The 20072-nt window shown below is 47.6% G+C and carries 10 protein-coding genes and 2 pseudogenes; 7 read left to right on the forward strand and 5 right to left on the reverse strand.

What is annotated here, in order from left to right:
• Positions 1 to 4 precede the first annotated feature (4 nt).
• Both D0A34_15630 and D0A34_15635 read left to right on the forward strand, forming a co-directional pair.
• Positions 5 to 2716: a DNA gyrase subunit A gene (locus D0A34_15630; GenBank protein ID UNU20121.1), complete on the forward strand. Its 2712-nt coding sequence runs from the start codon at positions 5 to 7 to the stop codon at positions 2714 to 2716.
• Positions 2717 to 2950: 234 nt separating this feature from the next.
• Positions 2951 to 4246, forward strand: a complete 1296-nt coding sequence (locus D0A34_15635) for a ribonuclease D (protein UNU20122.1) — start codon at positions 2951 to 2953, stop codon at positions 4244 to 4246.
• 173 nt (positions 4247 to 4419) lie between these two features.
• Here D0A34_15635 and D0A34_15640 read toward each other — a convergent pair whose 3' ends face one another.
• The 3 genes and pseudogenes from D0A34_15640 to D0A34_15650 form a co-directional block, all read right to left on the reverse strand.
• Positions 4420 to 4602 carry a hypothetical protein gene (locus tag D0A34_15640; GenBank protein UNU20123.1) on the reverse strand — a complete coding sequence of 61 codons (183 nt, stop codon included), beginning with the start codon at positions 4600 to 4602 and terminating at the stop codon, positions 4420 to 4422.
• Positions 4603 to 4694: 92 nt separating this feature from the next.
• Entirely contained in the window at positions 4695 to 5756 is a 1062-nt protein-coding gene (locus D0A34_15645; GenBank protein UNU20124.1) for an NAD(P)-dependent alcohol dehydrogenase, read from the reverse strand.
• A gap of 12 nt (positions 5757 to 5768) precedes the next feature.
• Positions 5769 to 6174: pseudogene (locus D0A34_15650) on the reverse strand (cupin domain-containing protein).
• A 304-nt stretch (positions 6175 to 6478) separates the two neighbouring features.
• On the opposite strand from D0A34_15650, the pseudogene D0A34_15655 reads away from it, so the two are divergent.
• Positions 6479 to 6679 (forward strand): annotated as a pseudogene (locus D0A34_15655) (AraC family transcriptional regulator CmrA).
• A 96-nt stretch (positions 6680 to 6775) separates the two neighbouring features.
• Here D0A34_15655 and D0A34_15660 read toward each other — a convergent pair.
• Positions 6776 to 9307: a VWA domain-containing protein gene (locus D0A34_15660; protein UNU20125.1), complete on the reverse strand. Its 2532-nt coding sequence runs from the start codon at positions 9305 to 9307 to the stop codon at positions 6776 to 6778.
• Positions 9308 to 9519: 212 nt separating this feature from the next.
• Here D0A34_15660 and D0A34_15665 point away from each other — a divergent pair, with 212 nt between their 5' ends.
• The 3 genes from D0A34_15665 to D0A34_15675 all read left to right on the forward strand — a co-directional run bounded on the left by D0A34_15665 (position 9520) and on the right by D0A34_15675 (position 18239).
• Entirely contained in the window at positions 9520 to 10506 is a 987-nt protein-coding gene (locus D0A34_15665) for an AEC family transporter (GenBank protein UNU20126.1), read from the forward strand.
• Positions 10507 to 10675: 169 nt separating this feature from the next.
• On the forward strand, positions 10676 to 16120 hold the full coding sequence (locus D0A34_15670) for a GAF domain-containing protein (GenBank protein UNU20127.1): 5445 nt from the start codon (positions 10676 to 10678) through the stop codon (positions 16118 to 16120).
• A 439-nt stretch (positions 16121 to 16559) separates the two neighbouring features.
• A complete protein-coding gene (locus tag D0A34_15675; GenBank protein ID UNU20128.1) occupies positions 16560 to 18239 on the forward strand; it encodes a calcium-binding protein in 1680 nt (559 codons plus the stop codon).
• 66 nt (positions 18240 to 18305) lie between these two features.
• Here the strand turns inward: D0A34_15675 and D0A34_15680 are convergent, their stop codons facing one another.
• On the reverse strand, positions 18306 to 18668 hold the full coding sequence (locus D0A34_15680) for a hypothetical protein (protein ID UNU20129.1): 363 nt from the start codon (positions 18666 to 18668) through the stop codon (positions 18306 to 18308).
• A 401-nt stretch (positions 18669 to 19069) separates the two neighbouring features.
• Between D0A34_15680 and D0A34_15685 the strand changes: the two genes are divergently transcribed.
• Entirely contained in the window at positions 19070 to 19912 is an 843-nt protein-coding gene (locus D0A34_15685; GenBank protein ID UNU20130.1) for a Photosystem II manganese-stabilizing polypeptide, read from the forward strand.
• The last annotated feature ends 160 nt before the right edge of the window (positions 19913 to 20072 follow it).

Here is a 20072-nt window from a genome sequence, read left to right on the forward strand (position 1 = left end):
ACCTATGAGCACCTCTGAGTCGCGGATAATCCCGACGGATCTGGGTAATGAGATGTCCCGATCGTACTTGGAATACGCCATGAGCGTAATTGTCGGTCGGGCGCTACCAGATGCCAGGGACGGTCTCAAGCCCGTTCACCGACGCATTCTCTACGCCATGAACGAATTGGGCTTGACTCCCGATAGACCTTTCCGCAAATGCGCCCGCGTCGTGGGGGAGGTGCTGGGCAAGTATCACCCGCACGGAGATACAGCGGTTTACGACGCCCTGGTGCGGATGGCTCAGGATTTCTCCATGCGGGAACGCCTGATCAACGGTCACGGCAACTTCGGCTCCGTTGACAACGACCCGCCGGCTGCCATGCGGTACACCGAATGTCGCCTCACAGCTTTGACTAGCGACTCCATGCTGCGCGACATCGACTCGGAAACAGTTGATTTCGGGGACAACTTCGACGGTTCCCAGCAAGAACCCCTCGTACTCCCGGCACGCATTCCCCAAATTTTGCTCAACGGTTCCTCCGGGATTGCTGTGGGGATGGCAACCAACATTCCGCCACACAATTTAGGCGAAATAATTGACGGTTTAGTAGCACTAATTCACAATCCAGCAATTACCGACCTGGAATTGATGCAGTACATCCCCGGCCCGGACTTTCCCACCGGAGGGCAAATTCTGGGTAGAGGCGGCATTCGCGATGCTTACACCACGGGTCGCGGTTCGATTACAATGCGCGGAGTCGCCGGCATTGAAACCATCGAACATCCCGGCCGCCCCGACAAAGAAGCAATTATTATCACCGAATTGCCTTACCAAACAAACAAGGCAGCACTAATTGAGAAAATTGCCGAACTTGTCAACGACAAAAGATTAGATGGAATTTCCGACATTCGCGACGAAAGCGATAGAGACGGAATGCGGATCGTGATCGAACTCAAGCGCGACGCCTATCCCCGCGTCGTCCTCAACAACCTCTATAAACAAACACCCCTCCAAGCCAACTTTGGAGCCAATATGTTAGCGCTAGTAAATGGGGAACCCCAACTACTTACGCTCTCCCAATTCCTCAATGTCTTCCTAGATTTCCGCATTGAGACAATTACTCGCCGGACTCAATATGAGCTCCGCAAAGCAGAAGAACGCGACCACCTTCTGCAAGGCTTATTAATTGCCCTAGACAACTTAGATGCAATTATTCACCTAATTCGCGCCGCTGCCGACTCCGCCGCAGCGAAACAAGAATTGATGGATAATTACGGTCTTTCTGAACAGCAATCCGACGCAATTCTGCAAATGCAGCTCCGGCGTTTGACAGCATTAGAAGCACAAAAGATTCAGCAAGAACACGAAGAACTGCGCTCTAAAATCGCCGATTTGGAAGATATCTTAGCGCGCCGGGAACGCATCTTAGAAATCGCCGAATTTGAAGCAGTTGAAATCCAAACCAAAATCGCCACTCCTAGGCGCAGCGTTATCGAACACGCCGAAGGAGAAATCGATGAAAGAGATTTAATTGCCAACGAACAAGCAATTATTCTGATCACCGAGCAAGGCTACATCAAACGGATGCCTGTTAGCACTTTCGAGGCCCAAAGTCGCGCTACTCGCGGCAAAGCAGGCGCGAAAATGAAAGAAGACGACGGAGTAGAACATTTCCTTTCTTGCTGCGATCACGATAGCGTTTTGTTCTTCAGCGACAGGGGCGTAGTTTACTCTGTCAAAGCTTATCAAATTCCCATCTGTTCCCGGACGGCCCGCGGCACTCCCGTGGTGCAACTGCTGCCGATTCCTATAGAAGAAAAAATTACTTCTATGGTGTCAGTCACAGAATTCACCAGCGAAGAATACTTGGTAATGCTGACTCGCGGCGGCTACATCAAGAAAACCGCACTTTCGGCTTTTGGCAACATCCGTACTAATGGATTAATCGCGATTTCTCTAGAAGAAGGCGACCAACTGCGCTGGGTACGGAGAGCAAAAGTGGGTGACAGCATCATCATCGGTACGCGCCAAGGGATGGCAATTCATTTCCGCACCAATCACGAACAGTTGCGCCCAGTCGGCCGCGCGACGCGGGGTGTAAAATCAATGAAATTGCGATCGGGCGATGAGTTGATTAGCATGGACATTTTGCCCAGTTCAATAGTTGCCGAAATTGCTGAATTGGAAACTGAAGAGTCGGAATTTGAGGGAGCTAATATTGCTCAATTAGAAACGGGCGACTCGGAATTTGAAGGAACCGAAATTGCTGAATTGGAAACGGAAGAGTCGGAAGTGGAAGATGAAGAATTAGAATTGCAAGCCGAGGAAATTGAAGGCGAAGAGGCTGAAGAAATTTCGACAGTTAGCAGTGAAGTTCCTTCCGTGTTGGTAATCACCACCAACGGCTACGGCAAGCGGGTTCCAGTTTCTCAATTCCGCCTACAAAGACGGGCGGGCAAGGGATTGACGGCTACTAAATTTAAGTCGAAAAAGGGTAAGGATCAGGTAGCTGCGCTGCGAATTGTCAATGAAGATGACGAGTTGATGATCATTACCAACCGAGGTATTATTATCCGTCAGGCTGTGAGCGCAATTTCTACTCAATCGCGCACTGCAACGGGCGTGCGGGTGCAGCGGTTGGACGAGGATGATTCGATCGTAGCTGTGGCTTTAGTGCCGCCTGCTGGTGAAGAATCGGCCGAAGAATCGGAATCTGAGGAAGTGGCAGAATAGTCATAGGTTAATAGTTTGTAAGGTGCGCGCTGCGTACCTTACTGCTGAATGGTAAAAATGCGATCGTCTATTCCCGGTTTCTGCCTCCAAGACTGGTCAACCTTTAATACTAATTATGAAATAATACCTCTAGGGACACGGCATTGCCGTGTCCTTAATGCGATCGTTGACAATCGATCCGATAATTGCTATAGGATAATATAAGCCTAAATTTAATAGCAAAAGTCTGTAAAAATGCCTTATTTAACAGCAGAAAACGACATCAAAGCACTCATCACTAAATTTTCCCAAGCTAAAATCCTGTGGGTTGACACAGAAATAGCAGACTATAAATCTAACCCCAGATTATCTCTAATTCAGGTGTTAGCTGACTCCACAGATTCGACCGGAGATGGAACTTTTCTACTAGATGTCTTGGATAAACCTGAATTGGCAAAAGATTTCGTCAACCAAATCATGGTCAATCCAGATATTGAAAAAGTATTCCACAACGCCAGCTATGACATCAGATTTCTCGGCAATGATGACGTTCAAAATGTCACTTGCACATTAAAAATGGCGAGACAGATTCCTTATTACATCCTGCCATTACCCAACCGACAGCTCAAAACTTTAATAGAAACACTTTGCGGCATTGCTTATGTAGATAAAACAGAACAAAGCGGCGATTGGGCAAAGCGTCCGCTGACCCAGAAGCAGCTAGAATATGCCAAGATGGATGCGGTCTATTTAGCTGGAGTGCATCGCCGCCTGCTAGAAATCCTTGCCCAATGTTACTCCGAACCCGCAACGGAAAACTTGACAGCATTGGGCCAAAAATATCAGGAAATAGAATCTAGTTGGAAGCCGCTAGACTCAGAAATTGCTGAAGTCAAAGAACGATTTAAAGCGGGCATGATGGCACAAAAGCTCAAAGATAGTTCTTATTTTGAGCTTTCCAGTTCGATAACGATGAAAGTTGATTTTATCACGCTGGCCAGACTGACGCAAACTGAGGGAATTGAGTTGAATTTTCCGGTGACACTGACGAAAGAAATTCAAAAACAGTTAGGCCAACTCCTCACTGATCCATCTTTGGAAGTTGAGGAAATTGCTAGCTTGCGCTTGAATTCCAACCTACAGCAGCGGCGGAAATCTACTAAGAAAATTGTGCCGGAACCGGAGAGTGAGGATTTAACAGCATTGGGGGAAAGGTACAAAGAAATTTTGCCTGAATGGAAGTTGCTGGATTCAGAAGTTGAGTATCTGAAAGAGCGAATTAAAAAAGCAATGTTGGTGCAAAATCAGGAAAATACTCCCCATTTTAAGTTATCCAGTTCCTCGATTTTGAAGGTAGATTTTGCTAAATTGGCTAAACTTGCGCTATCTGTTGGAGTGGAGTTAGATTTTATGGTGACGCTGACTCAATATATCCAAAAGCGGTTAGGGGAAGCGATTAACAAAATTGATGTGCAAATTGAGTATATTACGAGTTGGCGGATGAGGGCTAAGACGGTGGAAGATGAAGATGATGATGAAATCCCTTTTTAACTACTAAAATATCACGTTTCCTCTCATTTTTCTGTGGGACCCGGGGTCTGCGAGGGTGAGAAAGAGGTCTATAAACAATGCCGAATAAGGGGGTTGCAGCCTGTATACGCTGTTGATAAAAGTGATGTTTATTACGAGTTGAATTGATTAACTATTGTACAGATTCAGAATATTTATCCACATAATTCACCCACTGCTCTCCATCTTGCGCCAACGCCAAAGATACTCAGTCTGCGGTATTTTTTGCTTTGTTTTTTAGGCGGAACTTCCCCGCTTTGGGGCAAGGCTGTTTCATTCTCAGAAAAACCAGGATTTTGCAGGGGCGGTGCTAAGAGTGCCCGCCCAGGCCCAGACACGATAAATTGGGCATTTCAGCGATCGGGGCAACCACGGGGGGTTGGCCCCTACAAGAGAATGAAACAGCCCTGCCTTCTAGGGGCGGCCTCAGTTATTCAGATTTAAGCGATGCCATATCAATTACAAAGCGATATTTCACATCGGACTTGAGCAGTCTTTCGTAAGCTTCGTTGACTTTTTGGATGGGGATGACTTCGACATCGGAAGTGATGTTATGTTCGCCGCAAAAGTCGAGCATTTCCTGGGTTTCCGCGATGCCGCCGATATTAGAGCCGGAGAGACTGCGGCGGCCCATGATCAGGCTGAATGCCGCGACCTCCAGGGGCTTCTCAGGTGCGCCGACAAGGGTGATGTTGCCGTCGAGGCGAAGCAGGTTGAGATAGGCGTTGATGTCGTGATTGGCTGAGACGGTATCGAGAATGAAATCGAAGCTGCCAGCGTTCTGCTGCATCTCGTCGGCATTGCGGGAGACGACCACTTCGTCAGCACCGAGGCGGAGCGCGCCTTCCTTTTTGTCGGGCGAGGTGGTGAAGACGACGACGTGGGCACCGAACGCACGGGCGAACTTCACGCCCATGTGACCCAGCCCGCCAAGACCGACTACGCCGACCTTCTTGCCCTTAGTGACGCCCCAGTGGCGCAGGGGCGAGTAGGTGGTGATCCCGGCGCAGAGGAGCGGCGCAACCCCGGCGAGATCGAGGTTATCTGGAACGCGCAGAACGAAGCGTTCATCGACGACGACGCTATCAGAGTAACCACCATAGGTGACTGGAGCAGTCTTGTGCTTGTCTGGGGAGTTGTAGGTGAAGATCACATTTTGGCAAAACTGCTCAAAGCCAGCTTTGCAATGGGGACAGGTACCATCCGAATCGACCATACAGCCGATCCCCGCGAGGTCGCCAGGCTTGTACTTCGTCACTGCCGAGCCAACCTGAGTGACACGACCGACGATCTCATGGCCGGGGACAATTGGATAGGTAGTAGACATGAAGTCGCTCCACTCGTTACGCACCGAATGGACGTCAGAGTGACAGATGCCGCAGAAGAGGATCTCAATCTGCACATCATGTTCGGTTGGATCGCGCCGTGCGATCGTGTCGGAGGCTAGCGGTGATGTTGCACTGACTGCGGAGTAAGCTTTGGCGTTGTACATGAATTGATGCTCCTATTTGTTTACTTTTGGTGCCTGGTATTGTTCGTCGCTGACCTTTTCCATCCAGTCCACGGTCTTGCCGTCGAGCTGTTCCACAATGGCGATGTGCGTCATAGCCGTGGTTGCCGTGGCACCGTGCCAATGCTTCTGGCCCGGCGCAGATCGCGTCCCCTGGCCTAATTTGCTCGATCGAGCCGCCAGAGCGCTGTCCAAGTCTGCAGCCAGCCGTCACGCTCAGGGCCTGTCCCAACGGGTGAGTGTGCCTGGGTGTCCGAGCACCCGGCTCGAACGTGACACTGGCGCCGATCGCACGCGCCGGATCATTTGCTTGGAACAGAGGGTAAATACGTACAGTGCCGATAAAATACTCAGCCGAGCCTTTAGCGTTCGGCTGTGAGCCAATTCTGTTGATTTCCATCTCTTAATTCCTTCACTTGATACCCTGTTAGTGGCTTGCCCAATCATAGAAATTGAGCACTTACCGCCTGCTCTATCAATAGGGATGAATTTTTTAATAAGCAAGGTTCGCCTTGATGCCCTTTTGGTTGTTAGCAGGGGAATCTCTTGCCCAATCAAACCTGCGTTTTCTCTTAAATAAAAGTCCAGAATGCTTACAATTCGCCGGAATGACGTTTCATTGCTTTAGCTTCATTCTAAGAATCCTCAAGGGCAAGCCATAGGACGATCGTCTAAGATTGTTGTACAATCCTGCAAACTTAGAAATGAACGCTGCCAAACCGAGTGAAAAGCCCGATATGGAGTTAATGAACGGCCAGCAGGCAAAGCGCGAGGCAGATAGAGCGCAAGCCCACAGAGACGAACTGACTGAGCGGATTGCACCGGCGATTCGTCAGGACGGGACGATTGAGCCACTGAAAGGATTGCACTTCTACCGCTCCTCCTCTTGGCAACCTAACACTTGTCCCATCTACCTATTTCCTAGTCGCCACCGCTGCGCCTTTGCGGTTTATTTCAATCACACATATTTAACCAAGGTGGGCAAAAGCCCACCCTAATTCCTACTTCCCTACCGTGAAATACTCATTCTTAGCATACACGCTAATAATGCAGTCTCCCACTTCAAAAAACATCCCCTCTTGCTCATCTTTAGAAAATTGCAAGTTGCCGTATTTAGAATTAATTTCCTCAGCAGTCGCCGCTTTTGCCTCCATTTCATCCGGGATAAGTCCGGTAGAACCGATATAGAAAACCAGCGGTGAAACTTTTTCCCTGTACACTTTTTCAGCATAAGCTTCCAGTCGCTCATTCGCATTAGCTAAAGCAGCTACAAACTCCTCTCGCTTGACATCTTCTCCCTGCCATTTCGCTTGCAAAAGGCGCAGCAAACTATCTGCACCCACTTTGGCTAAAGTAGCGCTAACAATTCCGTTATCCTCCAACCCCAAAAACTCATCGAAAATCAGTTTCATCAAGTCGTCAACTTTGGTGATTTTTGTTCGGGATGACAGCGTTTTGTGTGCGAAGACAACAGGCTCATCTAAGGTGATGTCAAATGTCGGTTTTGCTAGCTTTTCGCCCGTCTTTTTGTGGTAAACTTCATAAAGGCGATCGAGAAATTTGTTGGCAGAGTGCAATTTGCCGAAGTTAAGGATGTTTTTGCTGCCGATGTCGATTTTGTAGCTGACTCGCGAATCTACTGAACCGTTGGCGATCGCACTTTTTAAATCCGTGTATTCCGTCGTCGTCGGAAAGTTGATGTAAAGGCTTTTTGACAGATAATGCTGTTTCAATTCTTCCAATTGTTCCGCAGTGTAAGCCTCGGATTCCTCCTTCAAATGAGCCGAGAGAATGCTGGAGAGAATTTTAATTTCTGCGAGTTCCTCAAACACTCCGTCAAGGCTGCCGTAACGCCCGTCAAAAGGCACGAGGGGCAAAGTCTCTAACTTTATATCGTACTCTGAACGGAAGTCGAATTCTTGCACAGGCGAACCGTCTTTTTCAAGGACACCGCATTTTTTGAGCAAATCAAACACTGGTTTGCTGCTGATTTTGGTTCGCAGTGACTTGATATTAACTTCGCCGTCGCTGACAATGGTATAATTGTTGAAAGTAGTGAGGTCTGTAACTAGAATTCCCGCCACTTCTGCGATTAAAGTTTCATCCTCAACTTTTTCCAGCTTAGCTTTTCGGGTAATTAGCATATTGATGGTAGCGGTATTTTGATTGATGGCAAATGAACCCATTTGCACGTATTCGCCACCATCTAAGAATTCAGTTTTCAGCCAAGGCTTGACAAGGTTGCCGTTTTCGTCTCGCTTTCCTTCAATTCGCTTCAAACCTTTTCGCTGATAATTTTCTTGCAAGTGTTTCAACTTGATGATGATGCTGTTGCTGTTTTCCTCCAATATCTTGATTAACTCCAGCAGGGAAATTTTCTCGCTGACTTTTACCCGATCGCCAATTTCATGATTTTTCAACACCTCAGGCGCAAAAACAGCCTGTTCCAAATCTTCCGTAAACTCGGCTATTTGGGCATTTGTCAAAGCTTTCGCGTGTTTTTCTGTCAAAGTAGCGTCGAAGGTGCTCGCCAGCGCATACTTAGCCGTATTTAAATTGCCGTCAGCCAGGTTAGCTTTCGCAAAAGCAAACACCGACTCATCAGTTTGAGCAACGGGAACATCTAGTTTGTCATACTCATCTTTGGCGACTTTCTGATATTTGTAAAACAGTCCCCGATCGTCTGCTTTCAGCCCGCAGATTTTCAGCGTACTCGATGAACCGTTGATTTTCTTGCCGCTTTTGGAAACAAAAACTTGATAATCATATTCCTTAATTAACGGTTCTTCCAGCGCAGGTGCAACGGAACTGCCTAAAAGTTTTGTGCTGTCGTAAAGAGCATCATAAACCATTTTGACTTCGCCAGCGCGGATGCAATTCCCCGATAATGTGTTGGCGATTTTGGAGAGAAGTTTGAAGTCGGCAGAGGCATAGGAGATCGTGTTGGCAAACACATCCATCTCTTTGAGTTCTTCGCAAATTTCCCCTAGTTTTGCAGCTTCCGAATTGGGACTGGGGTCATTTGCATAGCCGTCTGTGTGCAAATTGATCGCTGTCATTTCTCCCGCTTTAACCAGAGATTTAGCGAGTTGCATCGACTGCGATATGCAGGTACAGCCAGCCGTGTGGATTTTTTGAATTTCTTTGATGTATTGAGAGTCAAACTTCAGCACTTCTTGAATGGGAATTCGCTGGAAATGACAAATTACGTCCCCATTGCTAGCATAGGAAATCAGGCTGACAATTAGCTGGTAATTGTTGTATTCGTCTAAGGTCAAAAGCTTGATTAGGGTTTCTTTCAGCGGTTCTAAGTCATAATACATTGAGCCGGAACGGTCGATGATGATGATGCTGTGAGCGACGGATTTTTCTGGGATATCACCGGGCTTTCTTTCTAAATTAATGCGATCGACTAGATAGAATGCCTTTGCGTTTCCGGCAAAATTGTAGAGGGTAAATTTGGTGCGAGTATTGGAGGCTGCTTGGCTGCTGGAACTTTTGACTTGAGACGATTGTTTTGCTTGCCGTGCCATAGTTTTGACCTATGTTGATTTATTCCTCAACTTCATCATTACACGCGCTTCTGTGGATGTCAAGGTCTGTGTGGAAAATTATCTGCGAGGCTGAATAATCATTAATATTTAGCCCTGCGGTGCCAGGGAAAACTGCGGCGGTAGGGTAAATGTGGGCTTTTTTGGCAAAAGTAGTGGATATGCGTAAGTATTTAGTAAATATTTAGTCAATCATGCTTTATTTAGAAAATCCGCTGCTCAAACTTTATCTAAATCTGATCGGATGGGTGGCCTTGGGATTTTTTCTCGGCCGCCTGCTACCACGAAGCTATTCTACATATTTAGCCAAGTTTCTTTTCTTCTTTGGCACGCCATTGAGCATTGTGGCTTTTATCCGCAGCGCCAATTTGTCGGGCGCTATTTGGAAGGCGCCGCTGATAGCTTGGGCGGCAATTCTAGCAGGTGGAGGACTCGCTTGGGTTTTGATAAATTTCGGTGTCGGCGAGGAACGTTTCAAGACTCTTAATCCGATCGCCCAAAATAGCCCGGAACACACCAGCGCTTGGAGTTTGCCCACTCAAGGCAGCTTCTTATTGGCAACGATGGTTGGTAATACGGGTTTTTTAGGCATTCCCGTTACCTTGTCCTTATTAGGGTCGGAACACTTTGCCTGGGCGTTGTTTTACGACTTGCTAGGCACTACCATGGGAATCAATATACTGGGAGTTGCTATTGCTTCTCACTGCGGTAAAAGCGATCGGCGTCAGAGTTGGTTAAGTCCCCTGCGGGCAATTTTTCAGAATCCGGCACTGTGGGCTTTTGGTCTAGGATTTGTCTCGCGCAGCTTGCCGCTGTCGGCACAAATCGCAGAATTGTTAACAACAGGCGCTTGGACTGTAATTACTTTAGCTTTAATTACGATTGGGATGCAGTTGAGCAAGTTGAATTCCTTGCACAACCTCAAACCAGTTTTGGCTTGTCTGGCGATTAAAATGCTGTTAGTTCCCTTGGTAATTGGCACGGGATTAACGTTTTTTGGCATCGCGGGCGCGCCGCGACTTGTGCTAGTGCTGCAAATGGCAATGCCTCCTGCTTTTGGTACTACATTGTTGGCCGAAGCTTTCAATCTCGATCGCGAATTAGCCGTAACTGCGATCGGCCTCGGCTGCGTTAGTTTATTATTCACTATTCCAATATGGATGAGGCTATTTAATTTTTAATAAAAATAGGAATTACTCAGTTTTTAAACTACCTTACTTCAGTGATCGCCATCACAAACATTGAGCGATATATGTCATATTGATTTAAAATAACTATTACGGGACTTGGAAACTGTATTGGCTTCTACTAATGGGGAAATAGCCCGCGGAGGGCGGGAAGAATAAAAGTATGGCAAGTATAAATTTTACCTTGACAGGTTATCAAATTGTCGATCGCATTTACTCAGGAACTCGCACCCTGGTTTATCGAGCTTTCCGCAGTGGCGACAAACAGCCCGTCGCCATCAAAGTGTTGCAGAGTCAGTATCCCACGTTCAGCGAACTGGTGCAATTTCGCAATCAGTACACGATCGCCAAAAACCTCAACTTGCCCGGGATCATCGAAACCTACAGTTTGGAACCCTACCAAAACAGCTATGCGCTGGTAATGGAAGACTTTGGGGGAATTCCTCTGAATGAATGGATGGAACAAGGGGAAACTGCACCGAGTCTGAGCGAGTTTTTGCAAATGGCGATCGACCTGAGCGATACATTAGATATACTCTACCGCCACCGGATAATTCACAAAGACATTAAACCAGCCAATATTTTAATTAATCCGCATACAAAACAAGTCAAACTCATTGACTTTAGTATTGCATCCTTGCTGCCCAGGGAAACTCAAAGCCTGATGAATCCTAACGTACTGGAAGGAACACTCGGCTATTTGTCTCCCGAACAAACGGGAAGGATGAATCGGGGGATTGACTACCGGACAGACTTTTACTCTTTGGGCGTGACTTTTTACGGATTGCTGGCGGGACAATTGCCGTTTCAATCCAACGATGCGATGGAATTGGTACACTGTCATATTGCCAAGCAACCGCCATCACTGCATGAAATCAATCCCGAAATCCCGCCGGTCCTCTCGGAGATTGTCAGCAAATTAATGGCAAAGAATGCCGAAGACCGCTATCAGAGTGCGTTGGGACTGAAATTCGATTTAGAATTTTGTTGGAAGCAACTTGAAGAAAACGGTAGGATAGAGAGTTTTACGATCGCGCAGAGGGATGTGGGCGATCGCTTCCTCATACCCGAAAAACTCTACGGTCGCGAAACCGAAGTTGCCGAATTACTGGCAGCATTCGATCGAGTAGCAGGTTTTTCCCAGCAGGCATCAGAACAGCGTGGAGGCTGTGAGTTAATGTTAGTCGCGGGTTTTTCTGGGATTGGGAAAACTGCAATTGTCAATGAAGTTCACAAACCAATTGCCCGCCAGCGCGGCTATTTCATCAAAGGCAAATTCGACCAATTTAACCGCAACATTCCTTTCTCAGCTTTTGTCCAAGCATTTCGAGATTTAATGGGACAATTGTTGACCGCCAGTGACCAGCAGTTGAAAAATTGGCAAACTCAAATCTTGCAAGCAGTGGGCGATAACGGACAAGTCATTATTGAAGTAATCCCCGAACTCGAAAGAATTATTGGGCCACAACCGCCCGCACTCGAATTATCAGGAACTGCGGCACAAAATCGGTTTGATTTGCTGTTTCAAAATTTTATTCGCGTGTTCACCAAACCAGAACATCCCCTGGTGATGTTTTTGGATGACTTGCAGTGGGCTGATTCCGCCTCGCTGCGGTTAATGCAACTGCTGGTTGCCGAGTCAGCAACGGGCTATTTATTAGTAATTGGTGCCTACCGAGATAATGAAGTGTTTGCAGCACATCCGTTGATGCTGACACTCGATGCAATGGTAAAAGCTGGGGCCGCGGTGAATACTATTACGCTGGAACCGTTGAGTTCAGAAAGTCTAAATCATTTGGTTGCTGATACGCTCAATTGCGATCCATCTTGGGCAAGACCTTTGGCTGATTTGGCGGCACAAAAAACTCAAGGAAATCCCTTTTTTGCAACGCAGTTTCTCAAAGCACTGCATCAGGATGGGCTGATTGAGTTTGACCGGGTTTCTGGTTATTGGCAGTGCGATATTGTGCGAGTTCGGGAGGCAGCGCTGACGGATAATGTGGTCGAGTTTATGGCGTTGCAGTTGCAAAAATTGCCGCCAGCGACTCATAATGTGTTGAAGTTGGCTGCTTGTGTTGGGAATCAGTTTGATTTGGGGACTTTGGCAGTTGTCTCCCAGCAATTGGAAACGGAAACGGCGGCGGATTTGTGGAAGGCTTTGCAAGAGGGGTTAATCCTGCCTGAAAGTGAAGTCTACAAGTTTTATATGGGGCGAGAAAGACGGGAGGAGACCGAAAATTCGGAGGTGGTGAATTACAAGTTTTTGCACGATCGCGTTCAGCAAGCTGCCTATTCTTTAATTCCCGAACAAGAGCGATCGCGCGCTCACTATCAGATTGGACAATTGCTGATCCGGCAAATTTCACCCGCAGCTATAGAAGAGCAAATTTTTTCAGTCGTCAATCAGTTGAATTATGGTATTGCGCTGATTGAAGACCAAACAGAACGCGATGAATTGGCACAACTCAACCTCACGGCTTGCCGCAAAGCCAGAGGCGCTACTGCTTATCAAGCTGCTCGCGAGTATGCTGCGATCGGGCTAAATTTGCTTGGAGAGAGCGCTTGGCAACGACAGTACGAGATGACCTTGAACTTGCACGACATAGCCGCAGAAGTGGCTTCACTCTGTGGCGATTTTGACCAGATGAATCGGTGGATTGACACTGTGATTCATCATACCAGAACTCCCCTAGAGCGAGTCAGCGTTTACATCGTCAAAATTCAGGCTTTATCGTCCCAGAACAAGTTTTTAGAAGCAATTGCTATCGGTTTGTTGAGTCTCAAAGAATTAGGCGTTGAATTGCCAGATAGCGCTACATCAGAAGATATTCAGCAAGCAGTGCAGGAAGTTAATAGCTCGATCGGCGATCGACCGATTGAAGAGTTATTCGATCTGCCAGCGATGGTGGATACCCAAAAGCTTGCCGCGATGCAAGTGGCGGCAAGTATGGCATCAGTTTGTTATCCGGTTGGTTCGTCTTTGTTTCCACTGGTGACTGCCTTACAGGTAAATTTATCTATCCAATATGGCAACAGTCGTACATCAGCTTATAGCTATAGTTTTTATGGGGTGATTCTCAACAACTTACTACAAGATGTGACGGTAGCCGATCAATTTTGCCGATTAGCTTATCGTCTTGCCAGTGGGCCGGATGCCAAAAATATTCGCTCTGCAAGTTGTGTTGTGATCGCAGCTTTGTTGTACCATCGCAAATCGCATTTGCGGGAGACCCTCCCCATTTTTCAGGCAGGCTATCAAGCCGGATTAGAAACAGGCAATCTAGAGTTTGTCGGGCATAATGGGCATGGATTTTGTCTAAATTCCTACTGGTGCGGTCAACCTTTGGCAGAACTTGAACCCCAAATTCGGGCATACCGTCAGCAATTACTCGACCTCAACCAACTAGCGACGGCAAATTATTGTTCGATTTATTGGGAAACAACGCTGTTTTTATTGGGTAATCCAAACAAGTTTGAGATTTCCTTTGAACAGGAATGCTATGAGGAGAAGCTGGTTTCTCAGTCGCTTGCCACTAACGATTTGTACCGACTCTGCATCTTCTATCTGTACAGGGTGACGTTGAGATTCCTGCTGGGAGACATTGCTGGGGCCTCCGCAGATGTCGATCGAGCAAGACAGTATATAGCCGGAAGCGTAGGAACTACTTCCGAAGCTGGTTTATATTTCTATGACTCACTCATAGCCCTTGCCACTCCTGAGTCCGAGACAGAGTTAGAAACGCAGTGGCAACGAGTTCAGGAAAATCAAAGGAAGTTGCAGCATTGGGCAGAACACGCCCCCATGAATTATTTGCATAAGTGGCAGTTGGTAGAAGCAGAGAAATACCGAGTTGCCAGACAGAGGGCAGAAGCTATTGAAATGTACGATCGCGCCATTTCTGGAGCGAAAGAAAACAAATATATCCAAGAAGAAGCCCTTGCTAACGAATTAGCAGCTAAATTCTACCTCGACTGGGGCAAAGAAAAAGTGGCGCAAGCCTATATGCAAGACGCCTACTACTGTTACGCTCACTGGGGCGCGAAAGCCAAAATCAATGACTTAGAAAAACGCTACCCCCAACTTCTTGCTCCCATATTGCAGGCAAGAGAAAATCGTTTTGGCATCAGCGAAACCCGCCTCCACACAATCAATAAATCGTCAGTTTTACATCAAACCTTGCACACAACTCTATCTAGCAGTAGCAGTATTTACGAAGCCCTCGATTTCGCGACTATTCTCAAAGCCTCCCAAACTCTATCAAGTGAAATTCAATTAGAAAAATTGCTGGCTGCACTGATGTCTGTGGTGATGGAAAATGCCGGGGCAACCAAAGCAGTTCTGCTGTTGGTTAAGGATGGGAATCTCGCCATCGAAGCTGTAGCTTCCTTCCATCAAGATGTCATCTCAATGTCTGTACCGCTGTCACCTAGCGACGAGGTTCCCGCTGCTGTGATTAACTATGTTAAGCGGACTTGGAAAACTGTGGTTTTGGATAATGCAGCAGTACAAAACGATTTTATTGCCGATCCGTATTTGATGCAGAAAAAGCCAAAAAGTGTGCTGTGTACCTCGATTTTAAATCAGGGTAAATTAATCGGGTTGCTATATCTGGAAAATCACTTGACAGTTGCTGCATTTACAGACGATCGCACTGAAGTCATCCAACTTTTGTGCGTCCAAGCCGCTATCTCTCTAGAAAATGCCCGCTTGTACCGACAATCTCAAGCTTATGCAAAAGAATTAGAGCGATCGCTCTTTGATTTGCAGCAAGCACAGTTACAGATCGTGCAAAGCGAAAAAATGTCCACCTTGGGCAATCTAGTCACAGGAATAGCCCACGAAATAAATAATCCTGTCGGCTTTATTAGCGGCAATATTGAGGAAGCAACGACCACGATCAAAGATGTGATTGGTCACTTAAAATTATATCAAGAAAAACTGCCAAATCCAGGCGAGGAAATTGAAGAAGATGCTGAGGATATTGATTTAGAGTATGCCTTAGAAGATTTGCCAAAGATGCTGTTGTCGATGAAAGTGGGGTGCGATCGCATTCGCGGCATTAGCACCAGCCTCCGCACTTTCTCCAGAGCCGATAAAGACTACAAAGTTCCGTTTAATATCCATGAGGGCATTGACAGCACCATCTTGATTTTGAAACACCGACTCAAAGCCAACGAACATCATCCCGCCATCGAAGTCGTCACAGACTACGGCAATCTCCCCCCCATCGAATGCTTTCCCGGTCAACTGAACCAAGTCTTTATGAACCTGCTTGCTAACGCGATCGATGCCCTAGAAGAATCAAACCAAGGACGCAGTTTGGAGGCAATTAAAGCAGATCCACACTGTATCACAGTTCGTACCAGTCTGTCGGGCGATCGGCACATCAAAATTCAGATTGCCGATAACGGTGCGGGCATGACAGAAGCCGTGAAACAGCGGATTTTTGACCATTTGTTCACAACGAAGGCAGTAGGAAAAGGCACTGGGTTAGGATTGGCGATCGCCCGCCAGATTGTAGTCGAAACCCACGGCGGAACAATTAATGTGAATTCTACCTTGGGGGGAGGAAGTGAATTTGAGATAGTGTTACCTATTACCGAATAAAAGTAGAAGACATTTGTTATACCATTTTAGAAGTGAAAAAGTGAAAACTTTGGAATGACAGATAACCTAAGGATTTGGAGCTAACATACACTTGCATTCTTGTTTCAAAGTGCTAAAAGAAGAAAAATTTTGAGAATGAGGAAAAAGGAAAAAGGTTATTCATTTTTCATTCTTCCTCATTTCGTTTGTCTAGTTTGACTTCCTTAAGTGCGATCGACTAATTTCTATTTGAAAAAATCCCGACTAACTAAATTAGATTGCCGATCGGGCATTATACCAGCCCCGATCGCAACTGCGGACACGAGCAAAACTTCCCGCGCCCCATGCCAGATTGCCAAAATCTCAACTATGCTAACCTAGGCAAGCAGCAATCCCTTGTCACGAAGGCGATTAACCTAATTTCAAACAATTTATTTTATTGAGGACCGGTGTATCCCGTATGGCAAACCTGATCGGCACAGACAGCAACGACTTTATTCTAGGAACTCCGCTGAGCGATCGAATTCGCGCCTTAGATGGCGATGACACGCCCCTAGGTGCGGGAGGAGATGACACCCTAGAGGGCGACGCCGGCAACGACCAGCTTCTTGGAGCTGACGGAGCAGATTCGCTGATTGGCGGTGAAGGAAATGACGAACTCATTGGCAACCAAGGTCGCGATTTTGCTTCCGGCGGGAACGGCGATGACTCGATTCGCGGCGGTTTGGGCAACGACATCCTCGAAGGCAACGACGGGATAGACAGCGTGGTGGGAGACGCTGGGGACGACTTAGTTTTTGGCAACGGAGACTTTGATGTGATTGCCGGCGGTACTGGCAACGACACGCTCACAGGGAATGACGGCGACGATTCGGTGTTCGGGAATGCTGATGATGACTTTCTCTACGGGAATTTTGGGAACGATTCTCTCAACGGCGGTAGTGGCAGCGATCAAATGTTGGGCGGTGAGGGCAACGATTACTTTAGCGCCAGCGACGGCGACGACACTTTGTACGGCAATGCCGACAACGATTCGCTCTTCGGAGATGCTGGTAATGACCAGATCTTCGGTGGGAAGGCTAACGATACAGCTTTTGGCGGCAGCGGTTCCGATACCCTTCGCGGCGATGAAGGCGACGACTCGGTACTGGGAGATGAAGGTAATGACTTCCTGTTTGGCGGCAAAGCTAATGATGCTCTCGACGGCGGTTTTGGCGATGACTCTTTGGCCGGAGGTATCGGCGACGATACAATTTTGGGCAGTTTCGGCAATGACAATTTATTTGGGGCAGAGGGTAATGATTCTCTGATCGGAGGTGAGGGTTCGGATACTCTGACGGGCGGTAGCGGCAGTGATGTCTTTGGATTGGGAGCTGGGCCTGGCAGTTTGGCTTTAATTACTGATTACAATGAGGCAGAGGATTTCTTTGGACTGCCGAGCAATTTATCTTTCGCTCAACTGGAAGTTCGGCAAGGTAACGGTGCAAATCTCAGGGATACAGTCATTACGATCGACGGCAAGCTTTTAGCAATTTTGACAGACACTCCGGCGGCGCTGCTCGATGCCAATGATTTTATCGCTGTGACTGGGACGGTTCCCCCCAGACCAACCACAATTACAACTACAACTACAGTTACAACCACAATTACAGATCCAACTGCGACGCCGACTCCGACTCCGGCTCCAACTCCAACTCCGACTCCAACTCCGACTCCAACTCCGACTCCAACTCCAACTCCAACTCCAACTCCAACTCCAACTCCAACTCCGACTCCAACTCCAACTCCAACTCCAACTCCCACAGCAGCACCGACTCCAACTCCCACAGCAGCACCGACTCCAACTCCCACAGCAGCACCGACGCCGACTCCCACAGCAGCACCGACGCCGACTCCCACAGCAGCACCGACTCCAACTCCCACAGCAGCACCGACGCCGACTCCCACAGCAGCACCGACTCCGACGCCGACTGCTTCGAGGATTCCGATGCCGCCGACAGTTAGCGTGCCTGATTCGCCTCTGCTGTCAATTAGTTCGATCCCCCCGACTCCCGGACTATTGCCAATGCCCGGCCAGACGCCGATATTCCCGACGGTGCCGAACCCGATACCCTTAGCTCCTACACCTTTTGGGTTCTAGGCGCGATCGCGCAGCTCAGTTATGAGTTTGTGAGTTTTACATAAACTCATAACTCATAACTCATAACTATTTAACGTCCTGAGGAGTTTCGGTCGAGTCTTGTGGCGACTCGGCTGGAGAATCTTCTACAGGAGATAATTGTTGGGTGTACCCCAAGAGCGATCGAAGTTTCATGCGGTGGATGTAAGGCCAGCCGCCATTGGCTTCAATATTCCTGAGCAGTTTGTAAAGTGCTTGGCGGTTGTCGGGAAAAGACGCTTGAAACAAACCGTCGCGAATTTCCCGGTGCGAAGCTTCCAGCCTCCGCAGCAGGGCCAAAAGCAGCAGACTGTCTCCCTGACAACTTTCGGCTAAAGTCCGAATCGCCTCTGTCAGCGATTGCATTTGAGACTGCAACTTTTCTGACTCTAAATCTTTGCCGTTGTCCATACCGCTGCTTCCTTTGAAATCTACAAGGCCTTTGTCCCCAGCCTTTTGGTCAACCGACTAATCGAGCTAGTCGCGATCGCCATTCGGGGTCATAAGCAAAGTAACTTAAGTAGGTTGACTTAAGCAATATTAATTTGCAGTCCAAGTCAGGAAAAGAGCACCACCCGTCGTACCATGTGTATTGGGCTGCGATCCGAACATGATTGAGAAATCATAAGTTCATGCTTATTTTTACGGCGCACTAGCTTGATTTTTGGAGTCAATGCCGGTGTCTGTGAAGCGAGCGATCTGGATCTAAATGCTGCCCTAAGCGCTGGCCTAGCCTGCCGGCGGGCAATTATATTTTGCTCGAAGTAGGGCTTTTTCTTAATATAATCCGATGTTGGATATTGAGGTTGGCAATGAAATATCGTGCTTTAATTGTTGCACTTTTAGCATTTTGCATGAGTGCGCTGGTTGCTTGTTCTTCTGCTTCTGACACGACGGTGGCGACTACCGAGTTGCTCACCTACGACGAGATTAGAGGTACTGGCTTGGCTAATAACTGCCCTAGCTTGGCAGAAACTTCTCGGGGTTCGATCCCCATCGAAGCGGGTGGCACCTATAAACTGAGTGGTTTGTGTTTGCAGCCCACAACTTATTTTGTCAAGGAAGAACCAGCAAACAAACGCCAAGAAGCGGAATTTGTGCCTGGTAAATTGCTGACGCGGTTCACCTCGAGCATTGACCAAGTTCAAGGTACGCTCAAGGTGGGTAATGACGGGACTCTGACTTTCAAAGAAGAGGACGGCTTGGACTTTCAAGCAATTACGATTCAATTACCGGGCGGAGAGCAAGTACCTTTCTTGTTCACTATTAAAGAACTGGTAGCCAGTTCCGAGCCCGGAGTGGTTGCTATCAATACTTCCACCGATTTGAGAGGGGAGTTTAACGTTCCTTCTTACCGCAGCGCAGGCTTTTTAGACCCTAAAGGTCGCGGGGTAGCGACTGGGTATGACAATGCTGTAGCGCTTCCGGCTTCTGACAATTCCAAACGTGTGCGGGCTAATGTTAAGGTAGCTGACACCAGCACCAAAGCTGGCAAAATTTCTCTCCAAGTTGCTAAAGTCAACAGCGCCACTGGCGAAATCGGCGGAATTTTTGAGAGTACGCAGCCTTCTGATACTGATTTGGGAGCTAGACCCGCTCTGGACGTGAAAATTCGGGGTTTGTTTTACGCTCGCATTGAGCCTTCTGTCTCGTAAAATTGGCTTTCTGGATCGATCGAACTTGAGTAGTTTTTTATCCTAAAGGTACTGCTCGCTCTTCATTAGCCAACAGTCTTGAGCAACATAACTTAGGACTGTTGACTAATGACTAAATTTATGATTGAATTGTGGTGATTGGCAAGTTATGAAGTTTGGA

This window comes from Microcoleus vaginatus PCC 9802, from assembly GCA_022701275.1.
GTDB classification, from domain to species: domain Bacteria; phylum Cyanobacteriota; class Cyanobacteriia; order Cyanobacteriales; family Microcoleaceae; genus Microcoleus; species Microcoleus vaginatus_A.

Bases quoted from the DNA above. Each gene is read 5' to 3' on its own strand.
- D0A34_15665 (UNU20126.1), top strand. From the start codon at position 9,520: ATGCTTTATTTAGAAAATCCGCTGCTCAAACTTTATCTAAATCTGATC.
- D0A34_15680 (UNU20129.1), bottom strand. From the start codon at position 18,668: ATGGACAACGGCAAAGATTTAGAGTCAGAAAAGTTGCAGTCTCAAATG.
- D0A34_15685 (UNU20130.1), top strand. From the start codon at position 19,070: ATGAAATATCGTGCTTTAATTGTTGCACTTTTAGCATTTTGCATGAGT.
- D0A34_15670 (UNU20127.1), top strand. From the start codon at position 10,676: ATGGCAAGTATAAATTTTACCTTGACAGGTTATCAAATTGTCGATCGC.
- D0A34_15630 (UNU20121.1), top strand. From the start codon at position 5: ATGAGCACCTCTGAGTCGCGGATAATCCCGACGGATCTGGGTAATGAG.
- D0A34_15660 (UNU20125.1), bottom strand. From the start codon at position 9,307: ATGGCACGGCAAGCAAAACAATCGTCTCAAGTCAAAAGTTCCAGCAGC.
- D0A34_15645 (UNU20124.1), bottom strand. From the start codon at position 5,756: ATGTACAACGCCAAAGCTTACTCCGCAGTCAGTGCAACATCACCGCTA.
- D0A34_15675 (UNU20128.1), top strand. From the start codon at position 16,560: ATGGCAAACCTGATCGGCACAGACAGCAACGACTTTATTCTAGGAACT.
- D0A34_15635 (UNU20122.1), top strand. From the start codon at position 2,951: ATGCCTTATTTAACAGCAGAAAACGACATCAAAGCACTCATCACTAAA.